Origin of the sequence: Kitasatospora sp. LaBMicrA B282 (genome assembly GCF_050325825.1) — a bacterium.
GTDB lineage: Bacteria > Actinomycetota > Actinomycetes > Streptomycetales > Streptomycetaceae > Kitasatospora.
The window spans coordinates 1-12,347 of the sequence record NZ_JBNQTI010000089.1 but is presented as its reverse complement, the minus strand read 5'-3'; the positions used below and the strand labels follow the sequence as shown (position 1 = coordinate 12,347).

At 74.7% G+C, this 12,347-nt stretch carries 12 protein-coding genes and 1 pseudogene; 6 read left to right on the top strand and 7 right to left on the bottom strand.

What is annotated here, in order from left to right; genetic code table 11:
- Nucleotides 1–69: 69 nt before the first annotated feature.
- Complete coding sequence (gene dapC, locus ACQRUO_RS23315) at nt 70–1,215, bottom strand: succinyldiaminopimelate transaminase (RefSeq protein WP_428317975.1); 1,146 nt, start codon at nt 1,213–1,215, stop codon at nt 70–72.
- A 4-nt stretch (nt 1,216–1,219) separates the two neighbouring features.
- Nucleotides 1,220–1,549 carry a ferredoxin gene (gene fdxA, locus ACQRUO_RS23310; protein ID WP_266294097.1) on the bottom strand — a complete coding sequence of 110 codons (330 nt, stop codon included), beginning with the start codon at nt 1,547–1,549 and terminating at the stop codon, nt 1,220–1,222.
- Nucleotides 1,550–1,676: 127 nt separating this feature from the next.
- On the opposite strand from fdxA, the gene ACQRUO_RS23305 reads away from it, so the two are divergent.
- Nucleotides 1,677–2,720 (top strand): GNAT family N-acetyltransferase, encoded by a 1,044-nt coding sequence (locus ACQRUO_RS23305; RefSeq protein ID WP_428317974.1) that lies wholly within the window; start codon nt 1,677–1,679, stop codon nt 2,718–2,720.
- 94 nt (nt 2,721–2,814) lie between these two features.
- The gene (locus ACQRUO_RS23300) at nt 2,815–3,747 is read left to right on the top strand and encodes a transglutaminase family protein (RefSeq protein WP_428317973.1); all 933 of its coding nucleotides are present in this window, start codon (nt 2,815–2,817) and stop codon (nt 3,745–3,747) included.
- A 50-nt stretch (nt 3,748–3,797) separates the two neighbouring features.
- Here ACQRUO_RS23300 and ACQRUO_RS23295 read toward each other — a convergent pair whose 3' ends face one another.
- The 5 genes from ACQRUO_RS23295 to ACQRUO_RS23275 all read right to left on the bottom strand — a co-directional run bounded on the left by ACQRUO_RS23295 (nt 3,798) and on the right by ACQRUO_RS23275 (nt 9,749).
- Entirely contained in the window at nt 3,798–4,427 is a 630-nt protein-coding gene (locus tag ACQRUO_RS23295; RefSeq protein ID WP_428317972.1) for a response regulator, read from the bottom strand.
- A gap of 121 nt (nt 4,428–4,548) precedes the next feature.
- Nucleotides 4,549–5,781 carry a sensor histidine kinase gene (locus tag ACQRUO_RS23290; RefSeq protein ID WP_428317971.1) on the bottom strand — a complete coding sequence of 411 codons (1,233 nt, stop codon included), beginning with the start codon at nt 5,779–5,781 and terminating at the stop codon, nt 4,549–4,551.
- 8 nt (nt 5,782–5,789) lie between these two features.
- Nucleotides 5,790–6,512: an ABC transporter permease gene (locus tag ACQRUO_RS23285; RefSeq protein ID WP_428317970.1), complete on the bottom strand. Its 723-nt coding sequence runs from the start codon at nt 6,510–6,512 to the stop codon at nt 5,790–5,792.
- Entirely contained in the window at nt 6,509–7,474 is a 966-nt protein-coding gene (locus tag ACQRUO_RS23280) for an ABC transporter ATP-binding protein (protein WP_428317969.1), read from the bottom strand. The genes ACQRUO_RS23285 and ACQRUO_RS23280 overlap by 4 nt, the downstream gene beginning before the upstream one ends.
- A gap of 145 nt (nt 7,475–7,619) precedes the next feature.
- Nucleotides 7,620–9,749: an alpha/beta fold hydrolase gene (locus tag ACQRUO_RS23275; RefSeq protein ID WP_428317968.1), complete on the bottom strand. Its 2,130-nt coding sequence runs from the start codon at nt 9,747–9,749 to the stop codon at nt 7,620–7,622.
- A gap of 277 nt (nt 9,750–10,026) precedes the next feature.
- Here ACQRUO_RS23275 and ACQRUO_RS23270 point away from each other — a divergent pair, with 277 nt between their 5' ends.
- The 4 genes and pseudogenes from ACQRUO_RS23270 to ACQRUO_RS23255 form a co-directional block, all read left to right on the top strand.
- A complete protein-coding gene (locus ACQRUO_RS23270; protein WP_428317967.1) occupies nt 10,027–10,221 on the top strand; it encodes a DUF2304 domain-containing protein in 195 nt (64 codons plus the stop codon).
- Nucleotides 10,222–10,269: 48 nt separating this feature from the next.
- Nucleotides 10,270–11,172, top strand: a complete 903-nt coding sequence (mshB, locus tag ACQRUO_RS23265) for an N-acetyl-1-D-myo-inositol-2-amino-2-deoxy-alpha-D-glucopyranoside deacetylase (RefSeq protein ID WP_428317966.1) — start codon at nt 10,270–10,272, stop codon at nt 11,170–11,172.
- Nucleotides 11,169–11,600 (top strand): DUF6113 family protein, encoded by a 432-nt coding sequence (locus tag ACQRUO_RS23260; RefSeq protein WP_428317965.1) that lies wholly within the window; start codon nt 11,169–11,171, stop codon nt 11,598–11,600. The genes mshB and ACQRUO_RS23260 overlap by 4 nt, the downstream gene beginning before the upstream one ends.
- Before the next feature lie 354 nt (nt 11,601–11,954).
- A pseudogene (locus ACQRUO_RS23255) lies at nt 11,955–12,260 on the top strand (hypothetical protein); the annotation flags it as partial.
- Nucleotides 12,261–12,347 lie beyond the last annotated feature (87 nt).

Genomic DNA, 12,347 nt, shown 5'->3' with positions numbered 1-12,347 from the left:
GGGGGGGGGGGGGGGGGGGGGGGGGGGGAAAAAAAACCCCCCCCCCCCCCACCCGCGTTCACCGGTCGGTCAGCGGGCCAGCCGCTCGACCGCCGCGGCGACCCGCTCGTCGGTGGCGGTGAAGGCGACCCGGACGAACCGGTCGCCGGCCGGCCCGTAGAAGTCGCCCGGCGCCACCAGGATGCCCAGCCCGGCCAGGTACCCGACGGTGTCCCAGCACGACTCGTCCCGGGTGGCCCACAGGTAGAGGCTGGCCTGCGAGTGCTCGATCCGGAAGCCGTGGCCCTCCAGGGCGGCCCGCAGCTCGGCCCGGCGCCGCGCGTAGCGCTCCCGCTGCTCGGCCACGTGCGCGTCGTCGCCGAGCGCGGCGACGGTGGCCGCCTGCACCGGGGCCGGCACGATCATGCCGCTGTGCTTGCGGATCTCCAGCAGCTCCCGCACCACCACCGGGTCACCGGCCACGAACGAGGCGCGGTAGCCGGCCAGGTTGGAGCGCTTGGAGAGGGAGTGCACGGCCAGCAGGCCCTCGTGCGAACCGCCGCAGACGTCGGCCCGCAGCACCGAGACCGGCTCGGCCTCCCAACCCAGCTCCAGGTAGCACTCGTCGCTGACCACCAGCACCCGGTGCTCCCGGGCCCAGGCCACGGCGCGCCGCAGCTCCTCGGCCGGGAGCACCCGGCCGGTCGGGTTGGACGGCGAGTTCAGCCAGAGCAGCCGGACCCGGGACGGGTCCAGCTCGTCGACGTCCTGGTAGGCCACCGGCTCGGCGCCGCAGAGCCGGGCGCCGACCTCGTAGGTCGGGTAGGCCAGCACCGGGTAGGCCACCTGGTCGCCGGGGCCGAGGCCGAGCTGACCCGGCAGCAGGGCCACCAGTTCCTTGGAGCCGATCGTGGGCAGCACCGCCTGCGGGCCGATCTCGGCGCCGCAGCGCCGGTGCAGCCAGTCGGCGATCGCGGCCCGCAGCTCCAGCGGGCCCCAGACGGTCGGGTAGCCGGGGGTGTCCGTGCCGGCGGCCAGCGCCTTCTGGATCAGCTCCGGCACCGGGTCGACCGGGGTGCCCACGGAGAAGTCGCACAGCCCGCCCGGGTGGGCCAGCGCGGTCGCCTTGTACGGCTCCAGCTTGTCCCAGGGGAAGACGGGCAGCAGGTCGGATACGCGGCGCGCCGCCCCCGGGTGGCCCGGGAACGGCGCGCGCGATTCATCGGTGGTGCTCACAGGCTCAGTGCTCGTCCTGGTTCTGCGGCGGCAGGGCGGCGATGAACGGGTGGTCCCGCTCGATCAGGCCGAGCTTGGAGGCGCCACCGGGCGAACCGAGGTCGTCGAAGAACTCGACGTTCGCCTTGTAGTAGTCCTTCCACTCCTCCGGAGTGTCGTCCTCGTAGAAGATCGCCTCAACGGGGCAGACCGGCTCGCAGGCGCCGCAGTCGACGCACTCATCCGGGTGGATGTAGAGCGAGCGCTCGCCCTCGTAGATGCAGTCAACCGGGCACTCTTCGATGCACGCCTTGTCCTTGACGTCGACACAAGGCTGCGCGATGACGTAGGTCACGCTGTCGTTCCTCCTCGGTTGGGCCCGGGGCCCAAACTATCTGCTTGCGTGCGCGGGTGAGCGCGGCGTCGTCGATGCCCGCCCCTAGTATCGCGGGTCAGGGACGACAAATGCACCGGAGGTCAGCTTGAGCGGCACCCCGATTCCGACCGACGCCCGCCCCGAGGTCCGGATAGGCCCGACTGACGTGGGCCGACGGGTGTCCGTGCGGCGGATCGAGGCGGCCCCGGACCCAGCCACCGGACGGGCGTCGTTCCGCGATGCGATCGGCGTGCTCACCTCGTGGAACGATCAAGAGCTGATCGTAGTCGCCAGGGACGGATCGGAGGTATGCATTCCGGCCAATCGCCTGGTCGCCGGCAAGCCCGTCCCGCGCTTCCCGGCCCGCCGCGCGCCGCTGCCCACGGCCGCTCCGGCCGAGCTCCAGCGGATCGCGGCGCGCGGTTGGCCCGCGGTCGAGGAGCAGCCGCTCGGCGACTGGCGGCTGCGCGCCGCGGCCGGCTTCACCCGGCGGGCCAACTCGGTGCAGACGCTCGGCGACCCCGGGCTGCCGCTGCCCGAGGCACTGGACCGGGTGCGCCGGTGGTACGCCGAGCGCGACCTGCCCGCCCACGTCGAGGTGACCGAGCCGGGCTCGCCGGCCGACCTGGCCCGGGCCCTGGAGCGACTCGGTGGCCAGGCCGCCGCCACCCTGTTCCGCACCGCCCCGCTGGCCGGGCCGGCCCGGGCCGGTCGGCCCGACGCGGTCGAGCGGGTGCGGCTGTCCCGCACCGCCGGGCCCGGGTGGCTCTCGGTGTACCGGCGCAGCAGCGGGGATCCGACGATGGACGAGGCCGCCCACCGGGTGCTGCACGGCGGCCCCTCGGTCTGGTTCGCCTCCGTGCCGGACCCGGCCGGCGCGGTGCCGCTGGCGATCGGCCGGTGCGTGGTGGACGGCGCCTGGGCCGGCTTCGCGGCGATCGAGGTGCGGCCCGAGGCCCGCCGCCAGGGCCTCGCGACGGCGCTCATGGGCGCGCTCGCGGCGCGCGCCGCGGAGGAGGGCGCGCAGGGCGCCTACCTGCAGGTGGAGGCGGAGAACAGCGGCGCACGCGAGCTCTACGACGGCCTGGGCTTCACCACCAGCCACACTTACCACTACGTCCGTCTTCCGCAGGGGCAGCCGTCCGCGTAGGTTCCCGGCAGTACCACGCAACCCCGCGTCACCCGGCCGCACCGCCGGGCCGTCGCACCACCGAGCCGTCACGTACGAAAGCCAGCGCAGCACCGTGACCGAGCAGAGCAGAAGCCGCTTCCGCACCGAGGCCAGGTCCGAGCAGCCGGACCCGGTGCTGCTCTGCCTGCTCGCGTCCGCCGAGCAGACCCTGGCGCCGCCCACCGTCCCCAGGCGGCGGGCCGGCGACCTTGACCGGGACGACCCCGAACCGGCCGCGAACCCCGACGACCGGCGCCCGCCGCCCACCCTGGAGGAGCTGCTGGCCGCCTGCACGGCAGCGCTGGACCGGCACGCGGCGGCGGTGCGCCGGGCGGTGGCCGAGCGCCGGCCCACCACCCCGGAGGAGACCGCCGCGCTGCTGGCGGCCGTGCTCGGCGGTCGCGAGCGGTTCCACGGGCGGCAGTCGGACTACCTGAAGCTGGAGTCCTCGCTGCTGCCCGAGGTGCTGCGGCGCCGGCGCGGGCTGCCGATCCTGCTCTCGCTGGTCTGGACGGCGGTGGCGCAGCGCGCCGGACTGACCGTGCACGGGATCGCGCTGCCCGGGCACTTCATCGTCGCGGTGGGCGGGCCGGACGCGGGCGAGGAGTACGTGCTGGCCGACCCGTTCCACGGTGGCCGGCTGCTCTCCTCCGACGACGCGGCCGCGATCGTCACCGCCGCCGGCCACCGCTTCACCCCGGAGCTGTTCACCCCGGCGCAGCCGTTGGACACCACGCTGCGGGTGCTCGGCAACATCCGGGCCTGGGCCGGCGAGCGACCGGAGCAGGCCCGGGTGCAGCTCTGGGCCACCGAGCTGTCGCTGCTGCTGCCCCGCCACCCGGCCCAGCTGCGCCTGGAGCGGGCCGAACTGCTGGTGCGCACCGGCGACTTCCTCGCCGGTGCGGCCGAGATGGACGCCTACGCCCGGATCCTGGACGCCTTCGACCCGGACTCGGCCGGCCGGGTCCGCCAGGAGGCCCGGTCGGCCCGGCACCGGCTGAACTGACCGGCCACCGGCACCGCCGCGGCGGCCTACCCGGCGGTCCGGCCGCCGGATCACATCCAGCCCTTCTCCTTGGCGACCCGGACCGCCTCGGCCCGGTTGCGGGCCCCGGTCTTCTGGATCGCCATCGAGAGGTAGTTGCGCACCGTGCCCTCGGAGAGGTGCAGCCGGCGGGCGATCTCCGCGTTCACCGCGCCGTCCGCCGCGGCCGCCAGCACCTCCAGCTCGCGCGCGGTCAGCGGGTTGGCGCCCTCGGCCAGCGCGGCCGCCGCCAGCGTCGGGTCGATCACCCGCTCGCCGCGCAGCACCCGCCGCACCGCCTCCGCGAGCTCGGCGGCCGGGGCGTCCTTGACCAGGAACGCGTCCGCGCCGGACTCCATCGCCCGGCGCAGGTAGCCGGGGCGCCCGAAGGTGGTGGCGATCACCACCTTGGTCTCCGGGCTGCGCCGGCGCAGTTCGGCGGCGGCCTCGATCCCGGTCATCCCCGGCATCTCGATGTCCAGCACGGCGACCTGCACCCGGTGCGCGAGCGCCGCCTCGACCACCTCGTCGCCGCGCGCCACCTGGGCGACCACGTCGATGTCGCCCTCCAGGCCGAGCAGGGCGGCCAGCGCCTCCCGGACCATCCCCTGGTCCTCGGCGAGCAGCACCCGGATCCCGTGCCCGTTCTGATCATCAGTCATGCGGCCGACCCTAGGGCCTGGCCCCCGCCGCCGGTGCGGTGGGGCGCCCCGACCTGCCGGAACGCGGTCGGCGCGGGGGCCAGGGCCGCTCTTACGAATCTTGACCCGGCGCGCACGGGGGTCAGACCGCGACCTTGACGCCCAGCGGGACCAGGGCGCGCAGCCGGAAGCCCCGGCCGCGGTGGCCGGCCACGGTCTCCAGCCGGCCGCCGACCAGGGCCAGCCGCTCGTCCAGCCCGGACAGCCCGTTGCCGGGACCCGACTTGCCCGGCCCGGGGCCGTTGTCGGCGATCTCCAGCACGGCGAACCGGGCGCCGTCGCCGTCCCAGGTCTCGTCCAGGCCGACGGTGCACAGGGTGGCCCCGGCGGCGTGCCGGACGATGTTGGTGACCGACTCGCGCAGCACCCAGGCCAGCGTCTCGGCCTCGGCGGCGCCCAGCCCCGGCCGGTCCTCGGCCAGCGACTCGGGCACCTCCAGCGCGACGCCAACGGTGGCCAGCGCGCTGCGGGCGGTGGCCAGCTCGACCGCCAGGGTCGGCTTGCGGTAGCCGCTCACCGCGCTGCGCACGTCGATCAGCGACTGCCGGGCGACCTGCTCGATCTCCGCCACCTGGGCCCGGGCCGCCTCGGCCTTCTCGGCATCCATGAACCGCCCGGCCAGCTCGCTCTTCAGCGTGATCAGCGAGAGCGAGTGCCCGAGCAGGTCGTGCAGGTCGCGGGCCAGGCGCAGCCGCTCCTCGGCCGCGGCCAGCTGGGCGGCCGTCTCCCGGGCCTCGCGCAGTTCGCGCATCGCGAGGAGCAGGCGCTGCATGCCGGTCATCGCGGCGCCGCTGAGGAAGGTGGGCAGCACCAGGCCGGCCATCGCGGAGCGGTCCGCCCCGTCGGCCAGCCCGATCAGCACGATCACCACGGTGGCGGCGGCCACCCCGCGCAGGGCGAGCCGCGGCGGCAGCACCGCGCCCACGGCCACCGACACGTAGGTGATCAGGCCCAGCCAGGGGGTGCCCAGGGCGAGGCTGGTGGCCAGGGCGATCGCCACCATCACCCCGAGCAGCGGATAGCTGCCCCTCCACTGCAGCCCGGCGGTGGACCGGAACGCCACCAGCGTCAGGTAGCAGCCCAGGAAGCCCACCAGCGCGCTCCAGCCGGCCACCTGCACCGGCAGGCCGTGGTGGCCGTCCGTCAGGTCCTTGACCGGGTAGATCAGGTAGAGCATCCAGAGCGACATCCAGCAGAGCTTCACCATCAGCTGGCGCCGGTTCTCCACCGGACCACCGGGGAAGGCCGGCACGATGCGCCCCCTCACCTCCTTCCCGAGCTGGTCGGGCTGCTGGTCAAGGGGCGCGTCGGGCATGGCGGACATCATGCCTGCTTGGTGTCCCGGCGGTACAACACGCCGGCGGCGGTCACGAAGAGCACCAGGAAGCCGGCCAGGGTCGCGGCCGCGCCCAGGTCGAAGGGGACCCCGGGCCGGATGAAGGCGGCCAGCTGGTTGTAGAGGTAGACCGGGTTGACCTTGGCGATGGTCTTCAGGGTGCCGGAGACCGGGAACCAGGTCCCGCCGAAGGCCGACATCAGCATGTAGACGATCATCACGATCGGCTGCACCGCACTGGGCTCGGCCGCGTAGCCGAGGGCCACGCCGAGCGCCGCGAAGACGAAGCTGCCCAGCCAGATCACCGCGACCAGCCCGAGCCACTGACCGGCGCTCAGCCGGACGCCCTTGCTCGCGCCGAGCGCGAAGACCACCAGGATCGCGGGCAGCGTGGTCGCCGCGCAGGAGCAGATCTTGGCCACCGCGTAGGCCCGCCCGGGCAGCGCGGTCAGCCGCAGCTGGCGCACCCAGCCGCTCTTGCGCTCCAGCGAGATCCGCTGCGCACTGCCGGTGAGCACCGCACCGACCGCGCCGAAGGTGGCCATCGAGACCATGAAGTAGGACTTGGCGCTCAGCCCGCCCGCCATCCCCTTGCTGCCGTAGGCGCTGACGAAGAAGAAGTACATCAGCGCGGGGTAGAGGACGGTGAAGAACAGGTACCGCCGGTTGCGCAGGGTGCGCAGGATCTCCAGCCTGATCAGGGTCCTCATCGCGCGTTCTCCGTCCCCAGGGCACCCGCCGCCTGCGAGTCCTGCTCGTCCTGCTCTCCGGTGATGGTCAGGAAGGCCTGCTCCAGGCCCAGGCTGGTGACCTCCAGCCCGCGCGGGTAGCAGCCGGCCCGGTAGAGCCCGGCGACCACCGCGTCCGCGTCGGTGGAGCGGATCCGCACCGTGCGCACCGCCGCCGCCGAGCCGCTGACCTCCAGCGCCACCAGCCCGGGCAGCGCGCGCAGCACCGACTCCTCGATCCGGCCGTCGGCGGCGTGCAGCTCGAAGCTGACCCGGCGGGCGCCGGCCTTGGCCTTGATCTCGGCCGAGGAGCCGTCGGCGATCAGTCGGCCGCGGTGCAGCACCAGCACCCGGTCGGCGATCGAGTCCGCCTCCTCCAGGTAGTGGGTGGCGAAGAGCACCGTGCGGCCCTGCTCGGCCTGGCGGCGCATCGCGGCCCAGAACTGCTGACGGACCGACACGTCCATGCCGGTGGTCGGCTCGTCCAGCACGATCAGGTCGTTGCGGCCGGCGATCGCCAGCGCGAACCGGACCCGCTGCTCCTGGCCGCCGGAGAGCTTGTCCACCCGGCGGTCGGCGATCTCCTCGATCCCCGCGTCCCGCATCACCTCGGCCGGCCGGTGCCCGCGCGGGTGCACGTCGCAGGCCAGCCGGACCAGTTCGCCCACCTTGACGTCGGTCATCAGGCCGCCGCTCTGCAGCATCGCCCCGACCCGGCCGGCCTCGATCGCCTGCCGCGGGGTGCCGCCGAACAGCGTGACCCGTCCCTGGTCCGGTTCCCGCAGCCCGAGCAGCAGGTCCAGGCTGCTGGACTTGCCCGCGCCGTTCGGTCCGAGCAGCGCCACCGTCTGCCCCGGGTGCAGCACCAGGTCGAGGCCGTTCACCGCCTTGACCTGCCCGTAGCTCTTGCTCACTCCCCGGAACGCGGCCACTTCCTCGGCCATGGCGCTCTCCCCGTCCTTCCGGGGTCCCCTGGGACCCTCCGCCGGTACCTGCTGACCGGACCAGCATCCCGGGCGCGGGGGTGGGGGCGGCAGTGTGCGCCGTCGCGTCCTGCCCATGACGGATGTCATGCCGCCCCCGGTGGCGTCACATCCCGAGCGAGCGCTTCAGGAAGTCGACCTGGAGCAGCAGCAGGTTCTCCGCCACCTGCTCCTGCGGCGTCATGTGGGTGACCCCGGAGAGCGGCAGCACGGTGTGCGGGCGGCCGGCGGCGAGCAGCGCCGAGGAGAGCCGCAGGGTGTGCGCGGCCACCACGTTGTCGTCGGCCAGGCCGTGCACGATCATCAGCGGGCGCTCCAGCTTCGCCGCGTCCGCGATCAGCGAGTTGGCGTCGTACACCTCCGGCCGCTCGCCGGGGTGGCCCAGGTAGCGCTCGGTGTAGTGGGTGTCGTAGAGCCGCCAGTCGGTGACCGGGGCGCCGGCCACGGCCGCGTGGAAGACGTCGGGGCGGCGCAGCACGGCGAGCGCCGACAGGTAACCGCCGTAGGACCAGCCGCGGATCGCCACCCGGCCCAGGTCCAGCGGGAACTCCGCGGCCAGCGCCTGCAGCGCCTCGACCTGGTCGGCCAGGGTCACCCCGGCGAAGTCGTGGGCGATCGCCTTCTCCCAGGCCGGGCTGCGGCCGGGGGTGCCGCGCCCGTCGGCGACCACCACCGCGAAGCCCTGGTCGGCGAACCACTGCGAGGTCAGGAAGGCGTTGTGGGCCTGGACCACCAGCGCGGCGTGCGGGCCGCCGTACGGGTCCATCAGCACCGGCAGCAGGCCGTCCCGGTCCCGGTCGTAGCCGGTCGGCAGCAGCACCGCGGCCGGGATCCGCCGCTTGCTGGCCAGCCGGAACAGCGGCCGGGCGGTGAGCACCGGGGTCTCGGCGTACGAGGTGACGACCAGCGGCTCGGCGCCCTCGCGCAGCACCTCGGCGCGCCGGCCCGCACGGTCCGGGGCGGCGCTGGAGAGCACCGTCACCCCGCCGCCGCGCACCGCGTCCAGCGCGGCGCCGCGGTGCACCAGCACCGGCGCCGAGCCGTCCAGCGGCACCCGGTACAGGCCCGTCAGGCCCGGGGTCTGGTCCGCGGCGCCCTCGCCGGCACCGGCCAGGCAGAGCACGTCGGTGGCGTCGACGGAGAGCACGGCCCGCAGGTGCAGGGTGTCGTCGGTGCGCTCGGCCTCCCCGACGTACAGCGCCCGGTGGCCCGACTCGTCGCCGATCCGCACCAGGCGCCCGTCCGGGGTCCAGGCGGGGACGCCGTTGAACAGCTCCAGCCAGGCCGGGTCCCGCTCGGTGAGCAGCTCGGTGGTGGTGCCGGTGCCGGGGTCGACGGCGAGCAGCTGCTGGCTGCGCTGGTCGCGGGCCTGCACCAGGAGCAGCGGCGGGCCACCGGCCGACCAGTGCACCCGGGCCAGGTAGGGGTGGGCGACCCGGTCCCAGACCACCTCGGTGCGCGAGCCGTCCAGGCCGAGCAGCCAGAGGGTGACCTCGGCGTTGGGGGTGCCGGCGGCCGGGTAGGCGACCTCGGCGGGGGTGCGCTCGGGATTGGCCGGGTCGGCGATCCACCACCGGCGCACCGGGGCGTCGTCGGCCCGGGCGACGAGCAGCGCGTCGCTGCCCGGGGACCACCAGTGGCCGCGGTCCCGGTCCATCTCCTCCTGGGCGATGAACTCGGCCTGACCCCAGGTCACCCCGGCGGCCTCCGGCTCGGCCAGCGCGCGGTCGCCGGTGCCGTCGGCGGCGATCACCCGCAGGGCGCCGCCGGTGGTCGGGTAGGCGATCCAGCGACCGTCGGGCGAGGGGCGCGGGTCGAGCAGCGGCCCCGCGGCGGGCAGCTCGCGGGCGCCGGCGGCCGGGCCGGCCGCGAACAGCCGGCCGGAGAGCGCGAAGGCGGCCAGCTCGGCGGTGGCGTCCAGGGCGTAGCCGACGATGCCGGCCGAACCCTCCCGGCTGCGCTCGCGGCGGGCCCGCTCGGCGGGCGACAGGTCCTCCGCGCCGCCGTCGAGCAGGGCCGCCGGGTCGGCGAGCACCGTCTCGGTGCCGTCCGCCACGTCCAGCGTCCAGAGCAGGTTGGCCCGGTCGGTGCCGGAGCGGGAACGCAGGAAGAGGACCCGGGAGCCGTCGGGGGCCACCGCGAAGGAGCGCGGCTGGCCCACCGTGTAGCGCAGGGTCCGCGCGTACTGCCGGGGGAAGGAGTCGGCGGGCGCGTGGTGCTGAACGTCATCGGTCATGGCCGCACCCTATGGCGTCGCACACCAACCGCTCACCCGTTCGGCGCAGCGTCGACAAATCGGCCTCCGAGGCCCCGACACCCGCTCCGACCGGCCCTTGCGCCCCCTGGACGCCTCCGTGATCCGGCGGATGCGGACTCACAGACAGTAATGCCATGGCCACCGATCGGGTATTCCTAGTCCAGTGATCCGGACGATCCGTGTCCGGTTCACCGTGTCCCACACGGTCCTCGCCGCCGCCCCCGGGCGGCGCACCCGGGAAGGGGTGTGTGCCGTCATGGCTCTGTCCATCTCCGCGGCCATGCTGATGCTGGTCATCGTGGTGGTGCTGATCCGCCGCTCCGGCCTCAAGCTGGGCCACGCGATCGTCTGCGGGCTGCTCGGCTTCTACCTGGCCTCCAGCTCGATCGCGCCGTCGATCCAACAGGTGACCAGCAACCTCGCCGGGATGCTCAATGACCTGAAGCTCTGAGCCCGGGCGCGGGCCTGGCCCGCGGCGGCGGTGGTTAGGCTGCTCCCCATGACCGCTGCCCCCGACCGCCGCCTGCTGCTGGTGCACGCCCACCCCGACGACGAGTCGATCGGCAACGGCACCACCATGGCCCGCTACGCCGCCGAGGGCGCCGCGGTCACCCTGGTGACCTGCACCCTGGGCGAGGGCGGCGAGGTGATCCCGCCCGGGCTGGCCCACCTGACGGCCGACCGGCAGGACACCCTGGGCGAGTACCGGATCGGCGAGCTGGCCGCCGCGATGCGCGAGCTCGGCGTGGCCGACCACCGCTTCCTCGGCGGGGCCGGCCGGTACCGGGACTCCGGGATGATGGGCGTGCCGGACAACCGGCACCCGGGTTCCTTCTGGCAGGCCCCGCTGGACGAGGCGGCCGGGCACCTGGTCGCGGTGGTCCGCGAGGTCCGCCCGCAGGTCCTGGTCACCTACGACGAGCAGGGCGGCTACGGGCACCCGGACCACATCCAGGCGCACCGGATGGCGATGCGCGCCGTCGAGCTCGCCGCCGATCCGGCCTTCCGCCCCGAGCTGGGCCCGGCCTGGCAGGTCGTCAGGGTGTTCTGGAACCGGATGCCCCGCTCGGTGCTGCTGCCCGGGCTGCGGGCCGCCGCCGAGCGCTTCCCGCTGGCCGCCGAGCCGGCGGACGTGCCCGGCGTGGTCGACGACCGGCTGATCGACGCGGCACTGCCCGGCACGGCCTACGCCGACCGGAAGGCGGCCGCGATGGCGGCGCACGCCACCCAGATCACCGTCGACGGCGCCTTCTTCGCGCTCAGCAACGACCGCTGGCAGCCGCTGGTGGCCGACGAGTACTTCCAGTTGGCCCGCGGTGCCGCGCCGGCCGAGCGGCCGCTGACCGACCTGTTCGCCGGGCTGCCCGGCACCGACGAGGGATCCGGAGTCGAGACCCGATGAGCGACCTGCTGCACTCCGTGCTGGGCACCCGGGCCGAGCGGCTGGCCGAACCGCTGCCGCCGAAGGGGGTCCGGTACGCCTGGTACGCGGTGTTCCTGGTGCTCGGCGCGGTGGTCTCGCTCTGCGGTTGTTTTGTGCAGGGTCTGTGGAGCCCGGTCGGGCTGCTGCTCGCGCTGGCCGCCAACGGCGCGGTCTCCTACGCGGGCCTGCGGCTGACGGGGACCAAGCTGGGCGCGGGCGCCCCGCTGGTCGGCTGGTTCGTGGCGCTGCTGATCATGCTGTCCCCGCGGCCGGAGGGCGACATCGTGCTCGGCGCCTTCCCCGAGGCCTACGCCTACGTGCTGGTGGGCTGGTTGCCGGGGATGGTCTGCGCCCTGCTGCCGACCCGCTCGACCTACACCTTCGGCATCCCGCGCCAGCGGGACTGACCGGGCCCGGGGCCGACGGGCAGTCAACGCCCCGGACCCGTAGGCTCGGCCCTGCCGAACCGGACGTTTCGGCTTCTGGAACCGGACGTATCGGCTTCTAAGAGGGTCCCCCGGTAGGGGGCCGGGAGAAGGAGCGGCGTCCGGGCCGAGTCTGGGCGGCGCCGACGAAGGAGTCCATGCGGAGCATCGGCGACTGAGGAGAAGCCGTCCAGGCGAGAGTCCGGGCGTCGCGACGCCGGCCCCCTACCGGGGGACCCTCTCAGGAAGCAGTTCGCCACCCACGTGTTCCCAGTATGGTGGTGCCGCAGCAGCGTCGGACGAGCCGTCCGGCCGCGAACCCGGAGCAGAGCAGCATTGAGCAGCCGCGAATCTGACAACGCCTATCCGTCGGCCCGGCGGGGGGCTCCCGGCCACAGGGCGGGCGAGGGGATCGACGCCTATCCGTCGGGCACCCCGCCGTACGGCATCCCTGGCCTGGGCGGCGGCTTCGACCCGTTCACTCCCGGGCCGGCCGGTCACCCGCAGGCCACCGGCGCGCCGGGCCCCGCGGCCGCCGAACCGGACGAGGTGCCCAAGACCGAGACCACGCTGACCACCCGGATCTCGATCAACATCCCCGGCTCCCGGCCGATCCCGCCGGTGGTGGTGCGCAGCACCGTCAAGCCCGAGGAGCAGGTCTGCTAGCCCCCCTCCCCCGCGCCCCGGCACCGCTCGGCGCCGCCTGCCGCGCCGGCCGCCGGCGTGCTG

What these genes read in the sequence shown, in the direction of transcription:
- ACQRUO_RS23295 (WP_428317972.1), bottom strand. Translation starts at nt 4,427, where the DNA reads ATGACTGATGATCAGAACGGGCACGGGATCCGGGTGCTGCTCGCCGAG.
- ACQRUO_RS23290 (WP_428317971.1), bottom strand. Translation starts at nt 5,781, where the DNA reads ATGCCCGACGCGCCCCTTGACCAGCAGCCCGACCAGCTCGGGAAGGAG.
- ACQRUO_RS23285 (WP_428317970.1), bottom strand. Translation starts at nt 6,512, where the DNA reads ATGAGGACCCTGATCAGGCTGGAGATCCTGCGCACCCTGCGCAACCGG.
- ACQRUO_RS23280 (WP_428317969.1), bottom strand. Translation starts at nt 7,474, where the DNA reads ATGGCCGAGGAAGTGGCCGCGTTCCGGGGAGTGAGCAAGAGCTACGGG.
- ACQRUO_RS23275 (WP_428317968.1), bottom strand. Translation starts at nt 9,749, where the DNA reads ATGACCGATGACGTTCAGCACCACGCGCCCGCCGACTCCTTCCCCCGG.
- ACQRUO_RS23270 (WP_428317967.1), top strand. Translation starts at nt 10,027, where the DNA reads ATGGCTCTGTCCATCTCCGCGGCCATGCTGATGCTGGTCATCGTGGTG.
- mshB (WP_428317966.1), top strand. Translation starts at nt 10,270, where the DNA reads ATGACCGCTGCCCCCGACCGCCGCCTGCTGCTGGTGCACGCCCACCCC.
- ACQRUO_RS23260 (WP_428317965.1), top strand. Translation starts at nt 11,169, where the DNA reads ATGAGCGACCTGCTGCACTCCGTGCTGGGCACCCGGGCCGAGCGGCTG.